Annotated in this window: 24 protein-coding genes; 18 read left to right on the top strand and 6 right to left on the bottom strand. The window is 42.1% G+C overall.

Going from position 1 to position 26489, the window contains the following annotated elements; genetic code table 11:
- Positions 1 to 97: 97 nt before the first annotated feature.
- Entirely contained in the window at positions 98 to 895 is a 798-nt protein-coding gene (locus tag QSJ37_RS16855; protein WP_285756359.1) for a VOC family protein, read from the bottom strand.
- A gap of 58 nt (positions 896 to 953) precedes the next feature.
- Complete coding sequence (locus tag QSJ37_RS16850; protein ID WP_285756358.1) at positions 954 to 1598, bottom strand: hypothetical protein; 645 nt, start codon at positions 1596 to 1598, stop codon at positions 954 to 956.
- 193 nt (positions 1599 to 1791) lie between these two features.
- Here QSJ37_RS16850 and gatC point away from each other — a divergent pair, with 193 nt between their 5' ends.
- From gatC to QSJ37_RS16785, 13 genes are all read left to right on the top strand, one after another.
- A complete protein-coding gene (gatC, locus tag QSJ37_RS16845; RefSeq protein WP_012749030.1) occupies positions 1792 to 2082 on the top strand; it encodes an Asp-tRNA(Asn)/Glu-tRNA(Gln) amidotransferase subunit GatC in 291 nt (96 codons plus the stop codon).
- A gap of 13 nt (positions 2083 to 2095) precedes the next feature.
- Positions 2096 to 3556 (top strand): Asp-tRNA(Asn)/Glu-tRNA(Gln) amidotransferase subunit GatA, encoded by a 1461-nt coding sequence (gene gatA, locus QSJ37_RS16840; RefSeq protein ID WP_012749031.1) that lies wholly within the window; start codon positions 2096 to 2098, stop codon positions 3554 to 3556.
- A gap of 13 nt (positions 3557 to 3569) precedes the next feature.
- Entirely contained in the window at positions 3570 to 5000 is a 1431-nt protein-coding gene (gene gatB, locus QSJ37_RS16835; protein ID WP_285756416.1) for an Asp-tRNA(Asn)/Glu-tRNA(Gln) amidotransferase subunit GatB, read from the top strand.
- A gap of 345 nt (positions 5001 to 5345) precedes the next feature.
- Positions 5346 to 6359, top strand: a complete 1014-nt coding sequence (locus QSJ37_RS16830; protein WP_285756357.1) for a TAXI family TRAP transporter solute-binding subunit — start codon at positions 5346 to 5348, stop codon at positions 6357 to 6359.
- Between the two features lie 161 nt (positions 6360 to 6520).
- Complete coding sequence (locus tag QSJ37_RS16825) at positions 6521 to 8509, top strand: TRAP transporter permease (protein ID WP_285756356.1); 1989 nt, start codon at positions 6521 to 6523, stop codon at positions 8507 to 8509.
- 130 nt (positions 8510 to 8639) lie between these two features.
- Positions 8640 to 10022: an aspartate aminotransferase family protein gene (locus QSJ37_RS16820; RefSeq protein ID WP_285756355.1), complete on the top strand. Its 1383-nt coding sequence runs from the start codon at positions 8640 to 8642 to the stop codon at positions 10020 to 10022.
- 43 nt (positions 10023 to 10065) lie between these two features.
- Positions 10066 to 10914, top strand: a complete 849-nt coding sequence (locus QSJ37_RS16815) for a MurR/RpiR family transcriptional regulator (RefSeq protein ID WP_285756354.1) — start codon at positions 10066 to 10068, stop codon at positions 10912 to 10914.
- A 494-nt stretch (positions 10915 to 11408) separates the two neighbouring features.
- Positions 11409 to 11555 (top strand): hypothetical protein, encoded by a 147-nt coding sequence (locus tag QSJ37_RS16810; protein ID WP_483313623.1) that lies wholly within the window; start codon positions 11409 to 11411, stop codon positions 11553 to 11555.
- A 434-nt stretch (positions 11556 to 11989) separates the two neighbouring features.
- On the top strand, positions 11990 to 13063 hold the full coding sequence (locus QSJ37_RS16805; RefSeq protein ID WP_285756352.1) for an ABC transporter ATP-binding protein: 1074 nt from the start codon (positions 11990 to 11992) through the stop codon (positions 13061 to 13063).
- Complete coding sequence (locus QSJ37_RS16800) at positions 13053 to 13844, top strand: ABC transporter permease (RefSeq protein WP_285756351.1); 792 nt, start codon at positions 13053 to 13055, stop codon at positions 13842 to 13844. The genes QSJ37_RS16805 and QSJ37_RS16800 overlap by 11 nt, the downstream gene beginning before the upstream one ends.
- Before the next feature lie 10 nt (positions 13845 to 13854).
- Positions 13855 to 14661, top strand: a complete 807-nt coding sequence (locus tag QSJ37_RS16795) for an ABC transporter permease (RefSeq protein ID WP_285756350.1) — start codon at positions 13855 to 13857, stop codon at positions 14659 to 14661.
- Positions 14658 to 15731, top strand: a complete 1074-nt coding sequence (locus QSJ37_RS16790; RefSeq protein ID WP_285756349.1) for an ABC transporter substrate-binding protein — start codon at positions 14658 to 14660, stop codon at positions 15729 to 15731. Before QSJ37_RS16795 ends, QSJ37_RS16790 begins: the two co-directional genes overlap by 4 nt.
- 20 nt (positions 15732 to 15751) lie before the next feature.
- Positions 15752 to 16858 carry a site-2 protease family protein gene (locus QSJ37_RS16785; protein WP_285756348.1) on the top strand — a complete coding sequence of 369 codons (1107 nt, stop codon included), beginning with the start codon at positions 15752 to 15754 and terminating at the stop codon, positions 16856 to 16858.
- Between the two features lie 58 nt (positions 16859 to 16916).
- Here the strand turns inward: QSJ37_RS16785 and QSJ37_RS16780 are convergent, their stop codons facing one another.
- Positions 16917 to 18200 carry an MFS transporter gene (locus QSJ37_RS16780; RefSeq protein WP_285756347.1) on the bottom strand — a complete coding sequence of 428 codons (1284 nt, stop codon included), beginning with the start codon at positions 18198 to 18200 and terminating at the stop codon, positions 16917 to 16919.
- Positions 18201 to 18624: 424 nt separating this feature from the next.
- Here QSJ37_RS16780 and QSJ37_RS16775 point away from each other — a divergent pair, with 424 nt between their 5' ends.
- The 5 genes from QSJ37_RS16775 (at position 18625) to QSJ37_RS16755 (ending at position 23641) form a co-directional block, all read left to right on the top strand.
- The gene (locus tag QSJ37_RS16775; RefSeq protein ID WP_285756346.1) at positions 18625 to 20226 is read left to right on the top strand and encodes an alpha-glucoside-specific PTS transporter subunit IIBC; all 1602 of its coding nucleotides are present in this window, start codon (positions 18625 to 18627) and stop codon (positions 20224 to 20226) included.
- A 161-nt stretch (positions 20227 to 20387) separates the two neighbouring features.
- Positions 20388 to 21716, top strand: coding sequence for a 6-phospho-alpha-glucosidase (locus tag QSJ37_RS16770; protein ID WP_042408855.1), 1329 nt, complete (start codon positions 20388 to 20390; stop codon positions 21714 to 21716).
- Positions 21717 to 21814: 98 nt separating this feature from the next.
- Positions 21815 to 22597, top strand: coding sequence for a MurR/RpiR family transcriptional regulator (locus QSJ37_RS16765; protein ID WP_042408852.1), 783 nt, complete (start codon positions 21815 to 21817; stop codon positions 22595 to 22597).
- Positions 22594 to 23109, top strand: coding sequence for a hypothetical protein (locus QSJ37_RS16760; RefSeq protein ID WP_285756344.1), 516 nt, complete (start codon positions 22594 to 22596; stop codon positions 23107 to 23109). The genes QSJ37_RS16765 and QSJ37_RS16760 overlap by 4 nt, the downstream gene beginning before the upstream one ends.
- Before the next feature lie 25 nt (positions 23110 to 23134).
- Complete coding sequence (locus QSJ37_RS16755; RefSeq protein ID WP_285756342.1) at positions 23135 to 23641, top strand: PTS sugar transporter subunit IIA; 507 nt, start codon at positions 23135 to 23137, stop codon at positions 23639 to 23641.
- A 158-nt stretch (positions 23642 to 23799) separates the two neighbouring features.
- Here the strand turns inward: QSJ37_RS16755 and QSJ37_RS16750 are convergent, their stop codons facing one another.
- The 3 genes from QSJ37_RS16750 to QSJ37_RS16740 all read right to left on the bottom strand — a co-directional run bounded on the left by QSJ37_RS16750 (position 23800) and on the right by QSJ37_RS16740 (position 26479).
- Positions 23800 to 24456 carry a PspA/IM30 family protein gene (locus QSJ37_RS16750; protein WP_285756415.1) on the bottom strand — a complete coding sequence of 219 codons (657 nt, stop codon included), beginning with the start codon at positions 24454 to 24456 and terminating at the stop codon, positions 23800 to 23802.
- Positions 24456 to 24950: a hypothetical protein gene (locus QSJ37_RS16745; protein WP_285756341.1), complete on the bottom strand. Its 495-nt coding sequence runs from the start codon at positions 24948 to 24950 to the stop codon at positions 24456 to 24458. The genes QSJ37_RS16750 and QSJ37_RS16745 overlap by 1 nt, the downstream gene beginning before the upstream one ends.
- A 200-nt stretch (positions 24951 to 25150) precedes the next feature.
- Positions 25151 to 26479 (bottom strand): sensor histidine kinase, encoded by a 1329-nt coding sequence (locus QSJ37_RS16740; RefSeq protein WP_483313621.1) that lies wholly within the window; start codon positions 26477 to 26479, stop codon positions 25151 to 25153.
- Between the last annotated feature and the right edge of the window lie 10 nt (positions 26480 to 26489).

Genomic DNA, 26489 nt, shown 5'->3' with positions numbered 1-26489 from the left:
ATTCTCTTTTTCTGTTCATAGTGCCAGGCACCTAAGAAGTCGCCGCATCATTCGGAACCAAAACAAAAAGGCTTCCCTCTTGTTGAGTGGAAGCAACTTAAACGGTAAACTGATATACCCCGTTTTTTACCTGGACGATTTTGTTTTCCGGCATTCCGGTTATTCCGCATAAAAACGGACGGTTGATAAGAGCGCTTTCGATGGCGGAAATGAGGCTTTTTGCTTCATATAAGCGGATCACTATGTTTCCGATAGCGAGTTCGAAATAGGCGCCAAATTCATCCTTGCTTTGCGTTACAGGCTGGCAGGATACATCGAATAAATGGCAATATTTTTGCAATGACTCATCAAGATGGCTTACATTCATCCCGATATAAGAAAGAGATGGAGATCCGATGCTGTGTTGCATAAGCGGTGCCATTTCCGTCGCGCGGGCTTCTTCCGGTTCACCCCATTGGATAAAAAACGGATAGCGGCATGTGTCATCTTGTTTGTCCTCGATAAACAGCATCGACCAGCTTAATACTTTACCATCTTCACGTTTTCGGCTCCCGGAAAACGGACCGATCGGCTTTAGCCCTTTTGCCTGAATGTGGGCAATGACAGAATAGATATCGTCTGTGCGGAATGCCAATTGTGAAAAGCCTTCTCCTTTATAGGAATCCGCGACGATTTGCTGGATCAATACATTGTCGGAAGTTTTTGCTTTATCAAAGTCCGTAAAGCCGATCCATTCAATGTAGCGCAGTTCGGTAAAGTAGTTCAGGCAGTTATACGTCCCCCAAGAAGGATGCTTTCCACCGTTTATAGCGTGAAATCCGATAAGCTGAAATGCGGTTTTTGCTTCTTCCGGGTTTTTTGTAAAGTGGACGATATGGTCAAACGTGACATTCATGGCTGCTTCTCCTTTTTTGCAAAAATAGAGGGGCGAGAACTGTTTGGCAACAAATGCCCTAAAATAGTCTGCTTTTCATTTTATATAGTTCACGCTCATTCTCCGTCGTTTTATGAACGGCAAAATCGATATCAAGCTGAATATTGTCTAGCCGTTCGTTCAGCTGTTGGTAGTGGGAATCTACTTTTTCCTCAAGTTTGTGAAGGCCTTGTTTGAGAGAAGTGATTTCACCGTGGATGTTGTGTACGTCCATTGTGAGGGCTTCAAGTTTGGCATCTGTTTCATCTTGCCGGTGAAGAAGTGCCGTCATTAGTTCGTTCAGTTCCTTTAGTCCGGCTTTCAAATAAGCCTGTTCTTTTTCCACATATTTTTGTCCATCGCGTAGATTTTTCACTTTGTTTTCTAGGCGTTTTTGTCCATCGCGTAGATTTTTCACTTTGTTTTCTAGGCGTTTTTGTCCATCGCGTAGATTTTTCACTTCATTTTCTAAGCGTTTTTGTCCATCGTGTAAATCTTTTACATCTTTTTCTAACCGCTTTTGCCCATCACGCAGATTTTTTATTTCGTTTTCTAGCTGTTGTTGTCCATTGCGTAAATCTTTTACTTCTGTTTCCAGTCGCTGTTGTCCATCGTTTAGACAATGCAAGGTGTCTTCCATATTCCCAAGACAATCTAATATTTGTTGGAGAAGTGCATCGGTCATCGATTTCCCTCTTTTCAAAAAATAATATCTTTCCCTTAATATAGCACGTACGTTCGATTTTTATCAAGGGATAATTGGTTTCGCCTTGATTATCTTTGTTTTTTTATAGAATGCGGCAAATGTTGCTTCATTCGATGAAAGTTTGGTATCATCATAGTATTGTGGTAGGTCGAACTCATTGGAGGTGAAAAAAATGTCGAGAATTTCCATCGAACAAGTAAAACATGTGGCGCATTTGGCGCGTTTGGCGATTACGGATGAAGAAGCAGAAATGTTTACAAAGCAGTTGGACGCGATTATTACATTCGCTGAGCAATTAAACGAGTTGGATACAGAAAACGTACCGCCAACATCTCATGTACTTGATATGAAGAATGTCATGCGTGAAGATGTGCCAACACCAGGGCTCCCGCTTGAAGAAGTGTTGAAAAACGCGCCGGACCACCAAGACGGGCAATTCCGCGTACCAGCCATTTTAGAGTAAGGAGGGGGAAGCAATGTCATTATTTGACCATAAAATTTCCGAATTACATACCCTTTTACAAAAAAAAGAAATTTCTGTTTCCGATTTAGTGGATGAATCATTCCGCCGCATTGGCGAAGTGGAAGAACAAGTGCAAGCGTTTTTAACACTAAATGAAGAAAACGCTCGCGCGAAAGCGAAAGAGTTAGATGACAAGCTAGCGAAAGAAGGAAACGATTTTGGCGTGCTTTTTGGCATGCCGATTGGCATTAAAGATAATATTGTAACAAAAGGATTGCGCACAACATGTGCAAGCAAAATTTTATATAACTTTGACCCAATTTATGACGCAACGGTTATGGAGCGCTTAAACGAAGCCGGTGCGATTACGATTGGAAAATTAAACATGGACGAGTTTGCCATGGGGTCTTCCACGGAAAACTCCGGTTTTCAACTCACGCGTAACCCGTGGGATTTAGAGCGCGTACCAGGCGGCTCCAGCGGCGGTTCCGCTGCGGCAGTAGCGGCAGGCGAAGTACCGTTTGCTTTAGGTTCTGATACGGGCGGTTCGATTCGCCAGCCGGCGGCATTTTGTGGAGTTGTCGGGCTGAAACCTACATACGGCCGTGTATCGCGCTTCGGGCTTGTCGCGTTTGCCTCTTCACTTGACCAAATCGGCCCGATTACGCGTACGGTAGAGGATAACGCCTACTTATTGCAAGTCATCGCTGGTTTAGATCCAATGGATTCGACATCGGCAAACGTAGAAGTGCCAAATTACGTAGAGGCGCTTACCGGCGACATTAAAGGCTTAAAAATCGCCGTGCCGAAAGAATATTTAGGCGAAGGTGTTGCGGAAGAGGTTCGCCAATCCGTCCTTGATGCATTAAAAGTATTGGAAAAATTAGGAGCGACATGGGAAGAAGTATCACTTCCGCACTCGAAGTATGCGCTGGCGACTTACTATTTGCTTGCTTCTTCGGAAGCATCCGCGAACCTTGCCCGCTTTGACGGAGTTCGTTACGGATACCGCACGGATAATGCGAAAAACTTGATCGATATGTACAAACAAACGCGCAGCGAAGGCTTCGGTAACGAAGTGAAACGCCGCATCATGCTTGGGACGTTCGCGTTAAGTGCCGGATATTATGACGCGTATTACAAAAAAGCGCAACAAGTGCGGACATTAATCAAACAAGATTTCGAAAAAGTATTTGAAAAATATGACGTTATTATCGGGCCAACGACGCCGACACCAGCATTTAAAATCGGCGAAAAAACACATGACCCGCTAACGATGTACGCGAACGACATTTTAACGATTCCAGTAAACCTTGCCGGCGTTCCTGGAATCTCCGTACCGTGCGGATTTGTGAACGGCTTGCCGGTCGGCTTGCAAATTATCGGCAAACATTTTGATGAAAGCACAATTTACCGCGTCGCTCATGCGTTCGAGCAAGCGACCGACTATCATAAACAAAAACCAGCGTTATAAGGGGGGAAACATGATGAATTTTGAAACGGTCATTGGTCTTGAAGTTCATGTTGAGCTAAAGACAAAATCGAAAATTTTCTCCAGTAGTCCAAATGCGTTCGGAGCGCCCCCAAACACGCAAACGAACGTGATCGATTTAGGCTATCCAGGGGTTCTTCCGGTATTGAATAGACAAGCGGTAGAATTTGCGATGAAGGCAGCGATGGCGTTAAACTGCGAAATCGCGACCGAAACGAAATTTGACCGTAAAAACTATTTTTATCCGGATAACCCAAAAGCGTACCAAATTTCGCAATATGATCAGCCGCTTGGCAAAAACGGCTGGATTGAAATCGAAGTGAACGGCAAAAAGAAAAAAATCGGCATCACCCGCATTCACTTAGAAGAAGACGCGGGGAAGCTTACACATACAAATGACGGTTATTCACTCGTCGATTTCAACCGTCAAGGCACACCGTTAATTGAGATTGTGTCAGAACCTGACATCCGTTCGCCAGAAGAAGCGTATGCGTATTTGGAAAAATTAAAATCGATTATCCAATATACAGGCGTTTCCGATTGTAAAATGGAAGAAGGTTCGCTTCGCTGCGATGCGAACATTTCCCTTCGTCCAATCGGCTCGACCGAATTTGGTACGAAAACAGAGTTGAAAAACTTAAACTCGTTTAACTTCGTGCGCATGGGCTTAGAATACGAAGCGAAACGGCAAGAGAAAATTTTGCTTTCCGGCGGCGTCATCCAGCAAGAAACGCGTCGCTTTGACGAAGCGACAAAAACAACGGTGCTTATGCGCGTCAAAGAAGGATCGGAAGACTATCGCTACTTCCCAGAACCAGATCTTGTCATGCTATATATCGATGATGAGTGGAAAGAACGCGTTCGCGCTTCGATTCCGGAGCTTCCAGACGCGCGCAAAAAACGCTATGTCGAAGAGCTTGGCTTGCCGGAATACGATGCAAAAGTATTGACGCTTACGAAAGAAATGGCCGATTTCTTCGAAGCGACGGTCGCAAACGGAGCCGATCCGAAATTGGCGTCTAACTGGCTCATGGTCGAAGTATCTGGCTATTTAAACGCAGAACAAAAAGAACTGCATGAGATCGCGCTGACGCCAGAAAGCTTAGCGGGCATGATTAAGCTCATTCAAAACGGCACGATTTCGTCGAAAATCGCAAAAAAAGTGTTTAAAGAACTCGTCGAAAAAGGCGGAGACCCAGAAAAAATCGTTAAAGAAAAAGGGCTTGTGCAAATTTCCGATGAGGCGACATTGCGCAAAATCGTTCTTGAAGTGTTGGATGCTAATCCGCAATCCGTTGAAGATTATAAAAACGGTAAAGACCGCGCGCTTGGCTTCTTAGTCGGCCAAGTAATGAAAGCGACAAAAGGACAAGCCAACCCGCCGCTTGTCAATAAGTTGTTAGTAGAAGAAATTAACAAACGATAAATAAGTTAAAGCTGGCTGCATCAAGCCAGCTTTTTATTTTTATCTTATTTCTATGATGCTACAATCAGTTAAACTTGAAGTCGAAAAAAGCGGGATACCAAGAGGCGATTTTGCCAATGCTTTGAGAAGATGTAGGAAGGAAAAGGCGGATTTTTCACGATAAATCCGCCTTTTTTCTTTCAATAACAAGCATGATACCTTGCTAAATTACGATGTTTGTGAGGAATGTTCCTAAAAAATAGTTAATATTATAAAAATATACAATAGTTTTACTATTTATATCATTATGCGTTATAAGAACAATTATTAACCTTTATGTAAAAAAATAACAAAAAGGGGATGAGGATGTTGAAGAAAAGGTCCATATTGCTTACTTTATTGTGTACACTGATGTTAATTATTGCTACTGCTTGCAGCGGTGGCGGCAATGAAGCAAAAAATGAAAATAAAGGAAAAAGCAGTGGGAAAAGCGGCGATACGGTTGACCTCTTGATGGGGACAGGAAGCCAAGGGGGGACATATTATCCGCTTGGAGCAGAAATGGCCAATGTTTGGAATAAAAATATTAAAAATATCAATGTTACATCCACTGAATCTGGTGCCTCTGTTGAAAACCTCGCCAAAATTGCTAATGGAGAATTCGATTTAGGGATGACTGTAAACCTTCCGGCATATGATGCTTACGAAGGAAAGGGAGATTTTAAAGGAAGAAAAGTAGAGAATTTCGCGTTTATCGGCCATATTTATCCAGAAGTATTGCAAATTGTGACGAGAGAAAGTTTCGGGATTAATTCTATCGCTGATTTAAAAGGAAAACGGATCGCGATCGGACCTCCAGGAGGTGCTACACAAACAGTCGCAAAAACCGTGTTGGCAGCATTCGGTATTAAAGATGGTGAGTATGTGGCATACCAAGAAGGATACGGCGATGCGAAAGCGAAGCTGCAAGACGGCACGATTGACGCATCGTTCGGATTGATTGGCCTGCCTGATGCCGGAATTGATGAACTGCAAGCATCTGTAAAAGACGTGAAATTTTTAGAAATTACTGGTGAAGAACTGGCTTATGTTGAAAAGAACAGCGGCTACACTCGATATACGATGAAAGCCGGTTCATATGAATGGTTGAAAAAAGATGTCAGCACTGTTTCCGCGTTTGCGGTTTTAGTCGCTAATACAGATACAGTGGATGATGAGACAGCATATCAGCTTGCGAAAGTAATGATTGAAAAAGCAAATGAAAACACACACCAACAGGCAAAACATATGACAAAAGAAAACGCATTGAATGGACGCGGAAATTTACCAATTCATCCAGGTGCAGAAAAATACTATAAAGAAATTGGCATCCTTAAGTAATAAAAAAGGGCAGACTAAGCGTCCTGGTCCTTTTTTCAATAATTCTCCTATCACAAAATCTCTTGTTTTTCCATTAATCTTAACGATGTGCCCCCTATGATTTTACTGTTGCCTATTTCAACCGGTAACAAGTAATTAACTTCATTTAGGTGGTGATGACAATGAACTGGCGTAAAAAAAACGATATGAAAGAAAAGCCGCTCGAAGAATTGTCCCAAGAGGAAATACTAGAAAAATATGATCGAGAAAGTTCCTACAGAAAAAATCTTGGGAAATGGTCATGGGTTGTCCTCTTTTTAGGTGTATCATTAACGTTGTTCCATTTGTACACAGGGTATCGCGGCGCGTTTGAAGCGAGAATTCAAGGTCCTATTCACCTGGGAACCGCTTTAGGCCTCATTTTTTTGCTTTATCCGATTAAAAAAGGATTGCATCGGAAACAAAAGGGAGTTCCTTGGTATGATGTCGTGCTTGCTTTCACAGCGCTTGGGGTTGGCTATTATAATGTGATTAATTACGAGGAGCTTGTAGCGCAAAAAATTGTGTTTGGGTATTCGCAAATGGATATTATTGTTGCTTCCCTTGGTGTGCTGTTAGTGCTTGAAGCGGCAAGAAGATGCGTAGGTTTGCCAATCGTGGCAGTAGCGGGTGTAGCAATTTTATACGCGTTATATGGAAATCATATTCCAACGAAAATGTTTGCCCATCGTGGATTTTCATGGGAAAAGTTAGCAACTGATTTGTATTTAACGACAAAAGGAATATTTAGTACGCCAATTCAAGTGTCATCCACGTTTATCTTCTTGTTTTTATTTTTCGGAGTGATGCTCATTCGGACTGGAGTTGGTCAATTTTTCAATGACGTAGCGTTTGTGTTAACAGGAAGATTTATTGGAGGACAGGCGAAAGCAGCAGTTGTTGCGAGCGCCTTGGAAGGAATGGTCTCGGGAAGCTCCGTCGCGAACACGGTAGGATCGGGAGCGTTTACGATTCCAATGATGAAAAAGGCGGGTTATAAGCCGGAATTTGCCGCAGCTGTAGAAGCTTCCGCATCAACAGGTGGGCAAATTATGCCACCAGTAATGGGAGCGGCCGCATTTATTATGGCTTCGTATACAAACACGCCGTATAGCCAAATCATGTTGGCTGCGATCATTCCTGCCATTTTATACTTCCTCGGTGTATTTTTAGGAGTACACTTCGAATCGAAAAAACAAGGGATTATCGGCACACCGAAATCGCAGTTGCCAAGCTTTCGGAAACTGATGACAGAACGCGGATATTTGATTTTGCCGCTTATAGTCATTTTTTACACATTACTGACTGGTAAAACGCCGATGCGCGCTGCTTTAGTGGCGATTTTAGTCGCGTTTCTTGTCAGCTTAGTACGCAAAGAAACAAGAATGACACCATGGCAAATCGTAAAAACGCTTGAGGAAGGTGCTCGAACCGCGCTTCCAGTCATCGCAGCATGTGCAGCCGCGGGAATTATTGTCGGTGTTGTCGTCCAAACGGGATTAGGTGGAAGAATAGCAAATGGCATTATTACGTTAGGTGGAGGATCATTAATTTTAACGTTATTCTTCACGATGATTGCCTGCCTTATTTTGGGAATGGGGTTGCCGACAACGGCAAACTATATCGTAACCGCGACGATGGTTGCGCCAGCGTTAGTATTAGGGTTGGATGTTCCAGTTTTAGCTGCTCATATGTTCGTCTTCTATTTCGGAATTGTCGCTGATATTACACCGCCTGTCTGTTTGGCAGCATATGCGGGTGCGGGACTGGCGGGAGCGAACCCGTTTATGACAGGAGTAAGGGCGTTTACGTTGGCGACGGCGGCGTATATCATCCCATACGTGTTTGTTATGAATCCGCAAATGATTTTAATTGACGTCAAACCGTTGTTTTTAACGATTTGCGTGGCCACGGCGATTATTGGCATGATCGGTGTAAGCAGCGCCATGGTTGGTTACCTTGTCAGAAAGGCGTATGTTTGGGAGCGGATTGTCTTATTTATCGCTGGTCTTCTTCTCATCTCGCCAAATATTACGTTTAGTGTAATTGGAAGCGTGCTATTAATTGCCGTTGCTGTGATTCAATCAAGAAGACCGAAAGAAACAAATAACCTTTTCACCGCAACCATGTAGTATTGGAGGGAAAGAGGGTGATTTTTGATCATCTTCTTTTTTTATTTACATATAGGCAAAAATCCTGCAATAAGAAATAAAAATTTCATATAATTTTATAAAATGAAAAATAAATTTCAAAGAGGTGTTCATGGTGGAAATCGAGCAGACAGAAGCGGTTGCTAGTAGTATGAAACGCTCCTTTCATTTGTATGAAAAAGCGAAGGAAGTCATACCAGGAGGCGTCACGGCAAATATTAAATATTTCGCGCCGCACCCGATTATCATGGAAAGAGGAAAAGGAAGCCGCCTAGTCGATGTCGATGGAAACGAATATGTCGATTATTTACTTTGTTACGGTGCACTTATTTTAGGACATGGCCATCCGAAAGTAATCGAATCGATCATGAGACAGATTATTACGGACGGAACGACCGTATTTGGCGCGCCACACATGTTCGAAACGTTGATGGCGAAAAAAATTATTCAAGCATTTCCAAGCATGGAAATGGTTCGTTATACAAATTCCGGTCTAGAAGCTACATTACTTGCCATTCGCTTAGCACAAGCGTTCACGGGAAAAACAGCTATCGCAAAATTCGAAGGACATTATCATGGTGGATATGATCAAGTGTTAATTAGTGTAAATCCGTCGGTTACCGAAGCGGGAGACGAAAAAGAGCCGAATGCGGTGCCTGAGTCGAAAGGAATCCCTCCCCAATATACGGATGAAACGATTATTTTGCCGTTTAACGATATTGAGGCAACGGAAGCGATTTTACGGAAACATAAAAATCGGCTTGCAGCAGTTATTTTAGAGCCGGTTCAAGGTGGCTTTATTCCGGCAGATGCAATTTTTATGAAAGAGCTTCGCGCCATAACGAAAGAACTTGGCATCGTCCTTATTTTCGATGAAGTAAAAACGGGATTCCGTATCACTTACGGAGGGGCACAAACGGTTTACGGCATCGCGCCTGATCTTACCGCATTAGGAAAAGTGTTAGGAGGTGGATTCCCGATCGGAGTGATCGGAGGGAAAAAAGAAATTATGGAACAAATGGACCCACGCCGCGGCAAAGACGCACTGTCAATAGAAACAGATAAAGCGAACAAAGGGGATGTCCTGTTCCATAGCGGCACGTATAACGGTCATCCGACTGTTTTAGCGGCAGGACTGGCAACATTAGACGTCTTACAGCAGCCGGAAACGATGCCGCGTCTATTGCAAATGACGAACATGCTCCGGGAAGGATTGGAAGCGGTGTACCGTGCTTATGGCATACCAATGAAAACGGTCGGATTAGGAAGCATCTTCAACATCGTCTTGACCGAACAAGATGTAAAAAATTATCGCGATTTGACAAAAGCAAATATGAAATTGCGGGAAGAAATCGATTACGAACTGTTGGGACACGGCGTGTATACGAAACCTGGCAATCGCTATTCGATGTCCGTCGTTCATACGGAAGAAGATATCGCATGGACGATAGAAGCGCATGAAAAAGCTATTCGAAAGGTAAAAAATCGTTTATAATGGACACACCAACAAACCGTTGTGAGAAAAGGACCGAAAAACGATGAATGAAGTGTATCGATTAATCGCCGAAAAACTGCCAGAAATGAGTCGAGCACAGCGGAAAATTGCGAAATACGTATTAAACAATCCTGAAGCGGTTCCGTTTTTCACGGTCGGAAAGCTTGCGAAAATGGCAGGAGTGAGCGAAGCGACTGTTGTCCGCTTCGCAACGTTTTTAGGATTTTCGGGATATCCAGAGTGGCAACAGGCGATGCAAGAATCGATGAAGCGGCAATTGACAACGGTGGAGAGACTGAAAATTTCCGAAGAAGTGTACGATTCGGAAGACAAATCGATTTTCGAAATGTTTCAAGAAGACATCGAAAGAATTAAAGCAATGTCGATGCAAATCGACATGGATTCGTTCTATCAAGCGGTGCAATACATTACCGACGCGAAACGAATATTTATTATCGCAAACCGAAGCGCGGTTTCATTAGGACTGTTTTTAGAATTTTATTTCGACATATTGTTTGAGAATGCGGAGCTCATTCGTAATCCGCACGGCATATCGGAAAAACTGTTTCGCCTTAATAAAGACGATGTCGTTATTGGTTTAAGTTTTGCCCGCTACACAAAAAGTACCATTGAAGCGGTCGCTTTCGCCAAAGACCGCGGCGCAAAAATTATTGTCATTACGGACCATCTATTATCACCGCTGGTATCGTACGGAGACGTCACGTTATGTGCTCCGACGGAAATGCCGTCGTTTATTGACTCGTTCGTCGCGCCGTTAAGTTTAGTGAACGCACTCATTACCGAAGTCGGCCGGAGAAAGCGCAGCGAAGTCGAAAAGCATTTATCTGATTTAGAAGAAATTTGGGAAAGATTTCATATTTTTTATGAGTAAAATGATGTGGACCTATTCCAAGAATGTTGGAATGGGTCTTTTTATTTCAGCGGCTCGACTCGTTTCTATTATGCGCGGTTGTACTATTGCTTCTTGTTTCCGTATCTCCGGTAAGCAGATAAATATATTTTCGTGCCTTCATATCGTCGGCCAAATAAAAAGTGTTTTATGTCAAGAAAACGGGTGCCTTAAACAAAAGGAAGATGATGTATAAAATTTTGTGTAAAGCATTTTGCTAGACCAAAAGAAAAAAGGTAGGGTATTCTCTGATTTGGACCACAACACATTCCAGAGAAAGGAGAACCCTACCTATGTCTAAAAGTATACCGAATGTCGACTGGGGCTATATGCCTTTCAAGGTTTTTTATTTTCAATCTAACAGCTGTATCAAAACATTTTGGCAAATGCCATGTCGAATGGAATGTATTTTTTGTAGAGTCATTGTGGATGATAGGCTACAATGAAGGTAATGATGGACGATAAGGAGAATGGACATGGATGCTTCTTGGTTAAAGCCGATTTCTGAGGTGAAGTATTTGGCGGTGGATAATGCCTATCGCTATCGCGCGATTTTGCGTTATTTTTACACTCAGCACGAACGGATGCGGCAATATTTGTTTCCGTTTTTATCTTACCTATGAGGAATTAAAACTCAGTAGCAAACATTTCGATCGGTGTTCCTGTTTTCCAAGTTTGTATCTTACCTATGAGGAATGAAAACCAAGCTAAAAGAGGTTTTATTATTGTTTTTATCGTAAAACTATATGCAATTGAACCGGCACTTCAGCGTGATGTAATGAATTGGTAACTATTTATTTTTATCGCACCTACGAGTAATTGCGTAGTGTTCCGGCAGCTTTCCCTGCACCATGTCAATATCACGTTCTAACCGATATGCGCATTCTCGTTTCTCTCTAGCATGATGCTAGGAAGGAACGAGTTTTTTATTTGGAAAATTCCCGTTGCACTTTTATTTTTTGCATGTTCTAATAGTGATTGATAGGTAACGGAAAGGTTTGTTTTTCCTTTTGGATGATGATAAAGATTTTATTTTCGAAGCAAGGAGTGGGGGCTGATGGAGAAAGAGGCGATCATCCGCTTTGAGCGGGTGACGAAGGAATACGATGGGTTGGTCGTGCTCGATGATGTCAGTTTTGAGATTGAGCGCGGGAAGTTTTATACCTTGCTCGGGCCGTCGGGATGCGGGAAGACGACGATTCTGCGTTTGATCGCGGGGTTTACGGAGCCGACGGAAGGAACGATTTATTTTCACGGAAAGCCGGTAAATCATGTACCTGCGAATAAGCGGCAAGTGAATACGGTGTTTCAAGATTATGCTTTGTTTCCGCATTTGAATGTGTTTGAAAACGTGGCGTTTGGGTTGCGGATTAAGAAGAAAAAGCGCTCGGAAATTGAGGAAAAAGTAAAGCAGGCGCTTCGGTTTGTGAATTTAGAAGGATACGAGAATCGCAGTATTCAAGAAATGTCCGGAGGTCAGCGGCAGCGGGTGGCGATTGCGCGCGCGATTGTCAACGAACCAGAAGTGCTTCTGCTTGATGAGCCGCTGTCGGCGCTTGATTTAAAGCTGCGCACCGAAATGCAATATGAGCTTCGCGAACTGCAGCGCCGTTTAGGGATTACGTTTATTTTTGTCACACATGACCAAGAAGAGGCGCTGGCGATGTCGGACCAAATTTTCGTGCTCAATAAGGGGAAAATCCAGCAAAGCGGCACACCGAAAGACATTTACGATGAGCCGATTAATCGGTTTGTCGCTGATTTTATCGGTGAATCGAACATCTTGCGAGGCACGATGATTGAAGATTACCTTGTCGAATTCGCCGGGAAGCGGTTTACGTGCGTGGACAAAGGATTTCGCCCGAACGAGCCAGTCGATATTGTCATCCGTCCGGAAGATTTGGACATTACGACAAAAGATCAAGGAAAGCTCCAAGTGCGCGTCGATTCGCTATTGTTCCGAGGTGTACATTACGAGCTGTGCTGCTATGACGAAGATGGGAATGAATGGCTCGTCCATTCGACGAAAAAAGCGGAAGTAGGAGAAGAAATCGGGCTTTATTTTGACCCAGAGGACATTCATGTCATGCGCATCAGCGAAGATGATGGTGAGAGATCCGATGAAAAATAGTGTACGCAATGTTTACTTATTTCCATATGTAATATGGATTGGGCTATTTGTCGTTGCGCCGATTTTATTAATTTTGTATTATTCATTTTTTGATATTGACGGGAATTGGACGTTTGCCAATTATAAAACGTTTTTTACGCCGATTTATTTAAAAATGGCGGCAAGTTCGGTTTGGTACGCATTTTTGATTACGCTATTTTCGTTGCTTGTCGCGTATCCGACCGCGTACTTGTTGACGAAGACGAAGCATAAACAGCTTTGGCTTTTGCTTATTATTTTGCCGACATGGGTGAATTTGCTTTTAAAAGTGTACGCGTTTCTCGGCATTTTTGGCACGTACGGATTGGCAAACGCGATTTTAGAAACGGTTGGAATCGGCAAGAAACAAATTTTGTTTACCGATTTTAGTTTTGTGTTCGTGTCGGTATACATTTTTATCCCGTTTATGATCCTGCCGATTTTTAACTCGCTTGAGGAGTTGAATCCAACGCTTGTTGACGCGGCGCGCGATCTTGGCGCTTCGGCTTGGACGACGTTTCGTCGCGTCGTTTTTCCGCTGACGTTAGACGGGGTGAAAGCAGGATGTCAAGCGGTATTTATTCCGTCGTTATCGCTCTTTATGATTACGCGTTTAGTTGCGGGAAACCGCGTTATTACGCTCGGTACGGCGATTGAGCAACATTTTCTTGTCACACAAAACTGGGGCATGGGCTCGACGATTGCGGTGTTTTTAATTATCGCGATGGCCATTGTCGTCATTGTGACAGGAAATCGGAAGTGAGGGTTAAGCGATGCGAAACAATAAAAAATGGGCGAACATGTATTTAGTGTTCGTGTTTCTCATTTTGTACGCCCCGATTATTTATTTAATTTACTATTCGTTTAATAGCGGCGGAACGATGCATAATTTCGAAAGGTTTACGCTGGAGTGGTATAAAGAGGTGATCGATGATACCCGTTTATGGATTATCGTGTTGAATACACTGACGATTGCCCTTTTGTCTGCGGCGGTTTCCACCATTCTTGGCGTGTTGGGAGCGCTCGCGATTTATTATGTGAAAAATCGGCATATGAAACAGTTGCTTTTAATGTTGAATAACGTATTAATCGTTAGCCCGGATGTCATTATCGGCGCCTCATTTCTCATTTTGTTTACGATTATCGGCATTCAGCTCGGTTTTACGTCGGTGCTGCTGTCGCATATCGCGTTTAGTGTTCCGATCGTCGTGTTGATGGTGCTTCCAAAATTGCAGGAAATGAGTCCGACACTGATTGATGCGGCTCGCGATTTAGGGGCGAATCAATGGGATGTGCTGACGAAAGTAATATTGCCGTTTATTACCCCTGGTATTTTCGCTGGTTTTTTCATGGCATTGACGTATTCGCTTGATGACTTCGCGGTGACGTTTTTTGTGACAGGCAACGGTTTTTCGACACTATCGGTAGAAATTTACTCACGGGCGCGCCAAGGTATTTCGCTGTCGATTAACGCATTATCGACATTGTTATTTTTGTTTACGGTTGTGCTGGTGATTGGCTACTACTTTATTAGCCAGAAAAGCAGCTCCTTATACGGAATGAGGGGGCGACGAAAATGAGAAAGCTTATATCATTGTTTGCGGCCGTTTTTTTCGCCTCGTTTGTACTGCTTTACGTGTCTTCCCAGCTGAATAAAGCGGAGGGATATTCTGGAAAGAATACATTGACAGTGTATAACTGGGGCGATTACATCGATCCTGAGCTTATTAAAAAGTTCGAAAAGCAGACGGGCATAAAAGTCATCTACCAAACGTTTGATTCCAATGAAGCGATGATGGCGAAAATTGCCCAAGGCGGCACGACGTTTGATGTCGCCGTTCCTTCTGAATATGCGATCAGTAAAATGAAAGAAGATGGATTGCTTATTCCGCTCGACCATTCAAAATTGCCGAATTTAAAATATATCAATCCGCGCTTTTTGAATTTATCATTTGATCCAGGCAACAAGTATTCCGTCCCGTATTTTTGGGGGACGGTCGGCATCGTCTATAATCCGGAAATGCTTGGCGGAAAAAAAATAACGAGCTGGAACGATTTATGGGATAAAGATTTGCGCAATCAAATTTTGTTAGTGGACGGCGCGCGTGAAGTGATTGGCATGGGGCTCAATAGTTTGCATTATTCGTTAAATGACACGAATAAGAAGCATTTACAGGAAGCAAAGAAAAAACTCGATCGCCTCACACCAAACGTCAAAGCGATTGTCGGCGATGAGATTAAAATGCTTTTGGTGAATGAAGAAGCGGCAATCGGGGTTGTTTGGTCAGGTGATGCGGCGGAGATCATTGCGGAAAATGACAAGCTCGATTATGTTGTGCCGAAAGAAGGATCAAATTTATGGTTCGATAATATGGTGATTCCGAAAACCGCGAAAAATATCGAAGGAGCACATCAATTTATTAACTTTATGCTTGATCCGAAAAACGCTGCGCAAAACGCGGAGTATGTCGGCTATTCGACGCCGAATGAGAAGGCGCTGGACTATTTGCCGAAAGAAGTAACTGAGGATAAACGGTTTTATCCAGATTTTGAGTCGGTCGGAAACTTAGAAGTGTACGAGAATTTAGGAAAACGAATGCTTGCTTATTACAACGAGCTGTTTTTGCAGTTTAAAATGCATCGGAAATAAGGAAAGGGAGACTGAGAGAATTGAAGCAGTTTAAAAAGGCGTGGCTTGCGTTTTTGTCTGTTGTTTTGTTTCTGGCGGGAAAACTGAAGTGGGTGCTGGCGATTTTTAAGTTTTTAAAATTCAGTTCTCTCATTTCCTTATTTATTTCGATCGGCGCATATGCGCTTGTATACGGATGGAAGTTTGCGGTGGCGCTCGTGTATTTGCTTTATGTGCATGAAATGGGCCATTTGTTTGCGGCAAAAAGGTTAGGAATTCCAACATCGAAGGCGATTTTCATTCCATTTGTCGGGGCGCTCATTGCGCTAAAGGAAGAACCAAAATCGGCGAAAGATGAGGCGTATTTAGCATACGCCGGTCCGTTATGGGGGACATTGGGGTTTCTCCCAGCTTTGCCATTGTACTGGATGACCGGAAACCCGTTTTGGGGATTAGTCATTGCGCTTGGAGCGCTTATTAATTTATTCAATCTCATGCCTCTGCATCCGTTAGATGGAGGGCGAATTGTCGGAGTGATTTCGCCAAAAATATGGTTTTTTGGTCTTATTGGGATGTTTGTTTATTTTCTTTGGAACCCGGGACCAATCGCCCCGCTCATTATCTTGTTAGGCTCTTTGAAATGCTGGGAGCTTTTGCGCCGGGAGTTTCGCTGGAAAAAGACGCAAATTCACAAAGAAGTCAATGAGTCATTACTGCAGGAAATTCAACGATACATGCTTTTATCGGAAGAAGAGCAGCAAGAAATGTATTGGCATTGGAAGGATGAGATAGAACGGACGGAGATGGAGCTATCGCGAAGAAAAACATGGTACATCCCCATTTTCCAAGATGAGCAGAAGCTGCAAAACTATCGCTTGGAGCGGTATGTGGAAAAGTATAATCAGTTATTAGAGGCAACTCGATGGGGCGTATTGCAGGAACAAACCGTTTCAGACTTTATCTGTAAGCTCCAAAAAGAAATAGAAGAAAACGAACAAGAAATACAGAAGCAAACAGTGTATTATCGTGCGGATGCGAAAACGAAATGGACATGGTTATGTTTATACCTTACGCTTGCGGTTGTTCTTGCCGTGTTCACAGCGTATGGGCAACAGATTATGGATGCCAATCAGTCGCTTATTTCGTAATGAAATCGAGGGTGGCCCTTTAGTTCTTTTTGGGTCACCCTCATTTTTGCTTACAACATTATACGGATTGGGCAGTCGAGTTCTTCTCTCTACTATGTATTTGAAGAACAAACCCGGCTGCTGTTACACAAAGGATACCCGCGACAATAAATATAAATGTATAGGTTCCGAACCATGTGTGTAAGATACCGCCGCCAAACGCGGCAGCCGCGGCTCCAATTTGATGAAAAGCCCATATCCAGCCAAATATCACGCCACTTTGCTTTCCAAATACATCACTGCACAGACGAACGGTAGGAGGTACTGTTGCGACCCAATCAAGCCCATAGAAGACAACAAAAATAGATAAGCCTAAAAACGTAGAATCCAGAGCATATGGGAGAAAGACAAGGGAAATTCCGCGCAATCCATAATACCAAAACAATAACCAACGATTATTCCATCGATCCGAAAGCCAGCCTGAGAGTGTTGTTCCTAAAATATCGAAAATCCCCATAACAGCTAGCATGCTAGCTGCGGTTACTTCTGGAATTCCATGTTCCATACAAGCCGGAATGAGATGGGTTCCAATGAGTCCATTCGTAGATAAACCACAAACAAAGAAGCTTCCTGCAAGCAACCAAAAATCTTTGGAGCGAACTCCTATTTTCAATCCATTTAGTGCAGAAAGGAAAGGATTCGCATGGGGAGCAGCTGCCGTTTCAACCGGCTCTGTTGCACCATATGGAAGAAGGCCTACATCACTGGGCTTATCACGCATAAACAATCCTACAAGCAACATCGTAATCAACACTGATAAGGATGTAACCAGGACAACCGTTTGCCAGCCGTAAAATGAGATCATTTGTGCGAATAGAGGTAAAAAAACAAGTTGTCCTGCTGCTCCACTGGCGGAAAACACGCCTACAACCAATCCACGCTTCTCTTTGAACCAATGATTTGCTATTACGGCTCCTAAAACAGAGGAAGTTAACCCTGCCCCGGTTCCCACTAAAAACCCCCATAACAATGTCATCTGCCATGTCGTTTTCATCCATACGGAGAGACCTGTGCCTATCGCTAGCAATGACAGGGCGATTAGCATCATTCGTTTTATCCCATATCGTTCCATAAACGCTGCCGCAAATGGCCCGCAAAGACCATATAATGCTATATTAATAGCCAAAGGAAACGTAACTTCTGCACGGGTCCATCCAAACGATAGCTCAAAAGGAACGATGAGAACACCGGGAGTAGAACGTACGCCTGCTGAAACTAATAACGTCAAGAAGGTGATTCCAGCCACAATCCAGTAAATACGATGTGATGTCAATGTAGAGGAAGAAGAAGGATTGTTATTCATTTTAAAGCCCCCTCTATCACATTTGAAATAGATACACCGATAGCGAACTTAATATAAGAAATTTAGAAATTATTAAAATAATATTATGGTGCCAACGTGAAAATTGTAAACAAAAACGTAAAATAAAAACGTAAATATTTGGTACACACAAAGAAGAGGGTGTCTATCACTTTTTAGACACCCTCATTTTGTTTTCTTCTCTTAAAAGTTATGGTGGACTATGGAGAATATCTCTAGTATTCCATATATAGCTGCTCATTTTGGGAATTTTCTTGAATTTTGGGAAAAATAACAAGAGAAGTGAAAACGAACAGCTTGATTCCGCTTTATTGTTTCGTCAAAAACGATCATGTTATAAAGAAAAAGAAAGCGCTATCATAATTGCGTTTTCAAACGAAAGCCTAAGAAAGGGGAGTGAGTGGACATGATGCAAAAAATTCAGCGGTTTGGTGCAGCTATGTTTGTACCGGTGTTGCTTTTTCCGTTCGCTGGTATAGTCGTTGGCTTGACCATCTTGTTTAAAAATCCTGATATCATGGGATCCATTGCTGATCCGAACGGAATGTGGTACAAGTTTTGGACGGTAGTAGAAGAGGGTGGATGGACAGTCTTCCGGCAAATGCCGCTATTGTTTGTTATAGGCATTCCGATTGGGTTGGCAAAAAAGGCCCATGCGAGAGCTTGTATGGAAGCGATTGTTACTTATTTAACATTCAACTATTTTATTAACGCGATATTGACTCTTTGGGGAGATAAATTTGGTGTAGATTTCAGCCAGGAAGTTGGCGGAGTTAGCGGTTTGACAATGATTGCGGGAATCAAAACATTAGATACGAGCATTATTGGAGCGATCGTTATATCTTCTATTGTTGTAGCGCTTCATAACCGCTATTTCGATACGAAACTTCCTGATTTTCTTGGCATTTTTCAAGGTTCATCATTTGTGGTGATTATTGCGTTTCTTGTGATGCTTCCAGTTGCTTTAATAACAGCATATGTTTGGCCAATCGTACAACATGGCATCGCATCTTTACAAGGATTTTTAGCAAGTTCGGGAGTGTTTGGGGTTTGGTTGTATACATTTTTAGAGCGCATCCTTATTCCAACAGGATTGCATCACTTCATCTACGGTCCGTTTGTCTTTGGTCCTGCGGTTGTTGAAGGAGGAATCGCTAAGTATTGGATGGAGCATTTATCAGAATACGCAACATCTGCCCATTCTTTAAAAGAAATGTTTCCAGAAGGCGGATTTGCATTGCATGGGATGTCTAAAATCTTTGGTATTCCAGGCATTGCATTAGCGATGTATGTTACTGCAAAACCAGAAAAAAGAAAACAAGTTTCAGGGCTATTAATCTCTGCCGCTTTAACGGCTGTTATTGCTGGAATTACAGAACCGATTGAATTTACTTTCCTGTTTGTGGCACCTTGGTTATTTGCCGTTCATGCAATTTTAGCAGCCACAATGGCAGCGGTGATGTATGCATTCGGCGTTGTAGGAAATATGGGCGGGGGACTGCTAGAAATCGCTACGGCAAACTGGATTCCACTATTTAAATATCACAGCACGACTTATCTCATCCAATGGGCAATCGGTTTCGCGTTTATGATTATTTACTTCTTTGTTTTCCGATATTTGATTCTTAAATTTAATGTTGCGACGCCGGGACGCGAAGCGGATGATTCATCAGAGACGAAATTATATACGAAAGCAGATTATAAAGCAAAAAAACAGGCTAACCAAAATGTCAGTAGCAACACCTATACGGTTCAAGCATTGCAATTTTTAGATGCGCTCGGTGGTCCTGAAAATATCGTGTCGGTTACTAATTGTGCCACACGCCTTCGCGTTAGTGTAAATGATGAATCAAAAGTCGCGCCGGATAGTGTGTTCAAGTCTGCAGGGGCCCATGGTGTCGTTCGTAATGGCAAAGCAATTCAAGTGATCGTTGGTTTATCGGTTCCGCAAGTGCGAGAGCAGTTCGAGAAAGCTTTAGAAGAAAAGGGATTTAAAACAGGGTCATAACAATCATCTCATAATGGATAAAAAGATGGGAAAATTCTTATCTAATGTGAAAAAGAACGGAAAGTGTGATTAGGTCCAGAATGGCTGGAATCCATTGTTCCCATATTTTCGGTTTGCTATAACAATAGTGAAAGCGCTCACTATAAAAAGGAGGAAGAAAAATGAAAAAGTTTTCCATTTTGATTGCAGGTGGGGGAAGCACATTTACTCCGGGGATTGTGTTAATGTTATTGGATAACTTAGATAAATTTCCAATTCGTAAATTAAAATTGTACGATATTGATAAAGAACGTCAAGATATCATTGCCGGAGCGTGTGAAGTTATTTTAAGAGAAAAAGCTCCAGAAATTGAGTTTCTCGCTACTACTGATCCGGAAGAAGCATTTACCGACGTTGACTTCGTCATGGCCCACATTCGGGTTGGAAAATACGCTATGCGTGAATTAGATGAAAAAATTCCGTTGAAATATGGCGTGGTAGGCCAAGAAACGTGCGGGCCAGGTGGAATTGCATATGGAATGCGTTCTATTGGAGGAGTATTAGAATTAATTGATTATATGGAAAAATACTCTCCTAATGCATGGATGCTCAATTATTCCAATCCAGCAGCGATTGTAGCTGAAGCAACGCGCCGTCTCCGTCCTCATTCGAAAGTACTTAACATTTGTGATATGCCTGTCGCGATTGAAGAACGTATGGCGCGAATTTTAGGGTTAAAATCCCGCAAAGAAATGACGGTAAGATATTATGGATTAAACCATTTTGGATGGTGGACAGATATTCGCGACAAAGAAGGAAATGATTTAATGCCTAAATTAAAGGAGCATGTTGCAAAGTACGGATACCTTGTAAACGACGGTGGGGACAATCAGCATGTTGATGCTAGCTGGCAAGATACATTCTTAAAAGCGAGAGACGTATATGCGTTAGATCCGGATACATTACCGAACACATATTTAAAATACTATTTGTTCCCGGATGAAGTAGTTGCACATTCTAACCCGAATTATACAAGAGCAAATGAAGTAATGGATGGACGCGAAAAATTTGTATTTACGGAGTGTAAAAAAGTCATTGAAAACCAATCAACAGAAGGCTGCGCTCTTCATATTGACGAACACGCTTCATACATTGTTGATTTGGCACGTGCCATTGCTTATAACACTCATGAAAGAATGTTGCTTATTGTAGAAAATAAAGGAGCTATTTCTAATTTTGACCCGACCGCAATGGTGGAAATTCCATGCATTGTCGGCAGCAATGGTCCTGAACCGCTATCGATCGGAGAAATTCCGCAATTCCAAAAAGGATTAATGGAACAACAAGTATCTGTGGAAAAGCTAGTGGTAGAAGCATGGATAACAAGGTCTTACCAAAAATTATGGCAAGCTATAACACTATCTAAAACAGTACCAAGCGCAAAAGTAGCAAAACAAATATTAGATGATTTAATCGAAGCAAATAAAGGATATTGGCCAGAATTACATTAAAAAGAATACGAAAACAAAAAGTACAAAATGTTGTACTTTTTGTTTTCGTTCTCCTCCTTTCTTTATAGTAAACTTTTTAAAGGAAGGAGGGTAAAACAATGAAAATCGAAGAATTGATTAATAAACATTATAATCAACTAAATGAGACCGATTTCCATATTTTAAAGTATATTTTAAACAATAAAAGCGAATGCCACAAATTAGGAATCAACAGTTTAGCAGAAAAGTGCAATGTTTCGCGTTCATCTATCTTAAGATTGGCCCAAAAGCTTGGGTTTAGCGGATATAGTGAATTTCGTGTGTTTCTGAAATGGCAGGAACAAGAAGGGAACAGTAGCGATAAAAGCCAAGTCGAAATTTTAAGCAACGATATTCTCGAAACATTAAAATATATCAAGACAAAAGATTTTTCTGAAATGTGCAAATTAATCCATCGCGCGCAAAGAATATTTGTTTATGGAACCGGTACTGCGCAATTAGATTGTGCCTTTGAATTACAACGAATGTTTCTGGCTGTAAAAAAATATTTACATGTCATTCAGGCGCAAACGGAATTTGAAATGGTAATTAAAGACCTGACGCTAGATGATTTAGTCATTATTATTTCTTTTTCCGGAGATACTCCGACGATTTTTCCAGCAGTACAGTCATTGGTCGCGAAAGGAATACCATTTATTTCAGTAACAAACTTAAAAAATAATCGGTTGGCAAGGATGACTCCTTTTAACTTATATGCCAATAGCTCGAGCAACGAATTAAGCGATGGCACTAAACTTAACACATTTGCTTCTTTTTTTATTATAGGAGAGACGCTTTTTAGTCACTATGTCGATTATCTTAAGCAACTGCAAAATGAAGAAAAAAATGGTGAACAACCATGAGGAGATCGAAAAATTTTTTGACTTGGAACTCTCAGACCATAATGGCTAAAAGCACTGTTTTTTTAAAAGCAGCCATTTACTTTTTTTATGCAGTACCATTGATTTTTGTCACTTACCTGTACTTAGTGGCGCTTCATGCGAACCAAACATTTTTCACTCCTGTAATCCGCGAGCCGATCATCACCATTATGTTTGTTATAGCGATGCTAAATCCTTTTTTTGCTGTATTAACAAAAGTAGCGGTAAATGATTTAGAAAACAAAAGGCATGTCAAGTTATCATATGTGACATTGTGGATGGTAGCTGCATCTCAATTGCTTATTGGAAATCTCTTTGCCAGCATCATTCTCCTATTCGGTTTGTATCAACAAAGAAAAGAACAACCAATGTTATTAAAAGAAAAGAAGTTAGAACTCAAACATAAAGGAGCATGTGCAAGACTTTTTGGAAGTGCACTAGTATTTTTTCTCTCTATCGTTTGTTTATTTTTATTAATGAAAATTACATTTTAAAAACAGATAGAAAGTGGGTTGAGATATGCTGAAAAAATTATTTAGCAAAAAAATAGAAACTAGAGTAGTGGAAATACATTCCCCTCTTGATGGTGAAGTAATACCGTTAGAAGAAGTTCCTGACCCTGTATTTGCTCAGAAAATGATGGGAGACGGTTTAGCGATCATTCCGAAAAACGGAAAAGTAGTTTCCCCTGTTAACGGAAAGGTTGTGCAAATTTTTCCTACAAAGCATGCAGTCGGTCTCGTTTCAGAGGAAGGATTAGAAATACTTATTCATATTGGATTAGAGACTGTAGAGCTAAATGGGAAAGGATTTGAAGTTGCGGTAAGCGCCGGCGAAACAGTGAAAGTGGGAGACCCTTTATTAAATGTAGACCTGGATTATTTAGAGCAAAAACATAAAGAAATCGTAACTCCGATTGTTATTACCAATATGCTTAATAAAGCGGGAGAGTTAGAATACATCGCAAAGAATAACGTAGTAACAAGAGGGGATGTCATAATGAAATGCAGTATAAAAGTGGTTTGAACAGCTCTTCTTTATGCCCATATCGATCGAAAATAGATTTTTTAAATGTTGTTCAGTCAAGTATAGCTTAGAAAGTACGAGCCGAATGATGTTGTGGAAATGAAAAAGGTGGCTGCTCCCAATTAGGGGATCAGCCACTCATCTATATAAAAAGGGGGTTATGCGTTTTTGGCTTGCGCTTCTTTCCACTTGGCCAGTTCGTTTTCTATTTCTTCCTCCAAAGGGGAAGGAAGAGTGTGTGTTGCCTTCAGGAAGTGACGGGCGGCAGCTGCTTCGGCTTCTAACGCCAGGACGCGCTCTTCCATGCGCGCGAAACCGCGAAGCGCTTGTTCCGGATGGAAAGACGCGAGTGTTGTGTTGATGTCTTTTATTGTTTTGGCCGCGTTCGCACGTGCATGGAGCTCCCATTGTTTTACGGAAAGCTCTTCGTATTTTTCGTGGAGATGTTGTAATTGCTCGGTCATATATGTTGTTTTTTCTTTGATCGTCTCGTATTGTTGTTGATAGTCTGCCAGTTTTTTCTCATACATTAGCTTTTCTCTTAATGCGAGTTTGGCGATGGTTTCTTCATTTCGTTCTAATGCTAGCTTTGCTTGGCGTGCTCGTTTTTCGATCATTGTTTTTGTGTGAGTAATTAGCGATTCGTACCGTTGTTCTAACGCTATTTGCTGGGCGATGGAGCGCTGTGCCTTTTCGATTTGCTCTTGTAGTTCTCGTAAATATTGTTTTGTTAAGGCAATAGGATCCTCCCATTGATCCACAAGCTCGTGTAAATCAGCAAGTATCATCGTTTTCACGCGGTGGAATAACCCCATCATTGTTCCTCCTTCTTGATCGTTTTTTCCCATTCGTCTAAAAAGTGTCGGTCATGTGTGATTGGCGTTGGCCATGTTGCCGTTGGTTCGGCTTTTGGTTCTTGTTTCTTATAGATCGAATAGATGACGATGAACGCAAGCGGGATGAGCAGCCACTTTGGCAATAAGGAAACCACGCCCCATATGATGAAGGCAAGTCCCATCCACTTAAACGGCCCCTTCGTTTTCCATAACAGCCAACCGATGACCAGAAGGATCAATTGGAGAAGAAGGAAAATCATCCTAATGGCGATCCAGCCGCCGAATTCCCAAAATTCGAATTCGGGACCATAATGGAACAAAATATGGTGACGTATGGCAAATGGTCCGTAAAGGGGCGGCATATTCATCATTGGCATGGATTGTCCCAAAACAAAGCGGCCAAGCTGCATTCCTCCGAATATGACAAGGAGAAAAAGGATGAGCAGGGCGGCCATTCTTTTTCTCATGCACATTTTGTCACCTCCTTTCCGTCATAAAGTAAACATGCGCTTGCATGGTGGCATTTGGGTCGTTTACAAGGAAGGATGGCAAAGAGACGAACAAGTGAACATCGCCTTTGTTCCTTCCTCTGTACAGTTTGCATTGTAAAAAAGAAAAGAGAAAATTAGGTGAAAAAGTATAAAAAAAAATGCTTTCCGTAATGGAAAGCATTTTAGCAAGGGATTTTTACAATAAATTCCGATCCTTTGCCGACTTCGCTTTGTACGTGAATGTTTCCGCCATGAGCGTCGACAATCCATTTGGCGATGGACAAACCGAGTCCGTGACCGCCTTGCTGGCGTGAACGTGCTTTATCGACGCGATAGAAGCGATCGAAAATGCGGTCAAGTGATTCAGGGGGAATGCCGATTCCGGTGTCTTTGACGGAGATGGTGAGCATTCGTTGTTGTTTGAACGGTTCGACACGAAGACTTAACGTTACTTCTCCACCGTCCGGAGTGTATTTGATTGCATTATCCAACAAGATGTATAACAGCTGTGTCAGTTTATCGACGTCGGCGGTAATGATGACAGATTCAGGAGAATGAAAGTCCATGCGAATATTTTTTTTCGACGCTAATTCTCCCAGCAAATGCAACGTTCGTTCCGCGTGTGGTCGAAAATCAAACGTTTCTTTAACTAATTGCAACGAGGCATGTTCAGAATCAGCACGGGCGAGTGTCAATAAATCGTTCATTAATTTTGTCATTCGTTTTATTTCTTCTCGAAGCCGATTCAGCAGTTTTTGCGTAAATTCATTTTTTGTTAGTTCTCCTTCCATCTCTAATGCTTCGACAGAAGAAAAAATGACGCTAAGCGGCGTTCGCAGTTCATGGGAGGCATCAGCAACAAATTGCCGTTGGCGATGATATGCTTCCTGAATCGGGATGAGTGCTCTTTTCGACATGAAGTAGCTTAACAACAAAGCAACGCCGATAAATAAAATGGCAAGACCGATCAACACGATTAATAACCATTGAAATACGTTAGAAAACGAAGTCACATCCATGCCGATATATAACATGCCGATCAAATGGCCGCGAACGACGATTGGACGAGCGGCAGTTAATAGCTTTAACTCATGGGAATGAAAACGGGAAAATGGATGCATATGGGCAGGAAAATTTACTTTAATATAGGTTAGTTCATTTTCATTTAGCGCGGCATTTTGCAGCGCCTCTAATAGAAACGGCCGCATTCCTTTGTTCACTTCATCTCCCATGAGAAGTTCGCCGTCGGTGCCGACGACATAAAAAAAGAATTGGTCTTCGCTTAAAAACACGACGTTTTCCTCATCCATAAAATCAAAATCGCTTTGTTTGATCAAAAATTGTTCAATCGCTTTTCTTTCCTGGTTGGCAAGACTAGTAATCCGCCGCTCTTGGTCATTCGTCACGATTATATAAAAAAGGAAGCAGACGATCACGATGAATAATGCAAGAAACACCATTAAAATACCGCTATATAATGCTGTTAGGCGCCACTGCGTTCGGTGAAACATATCAGTGTTT

The organism is Parageobacillus sp. G301 (assembly GCF_030268025.1).
In the GTDB taxonomy this organism is placed as follows: Bacteria; Bacillota; Bacilli; order Bacillales; family Anoxybacillaceae; genus Parageobacillus_B; species Parageobacillus_B toebii.
This window is presented reverse-complemented; position numbering and strand designations above follow the sequence as displayed.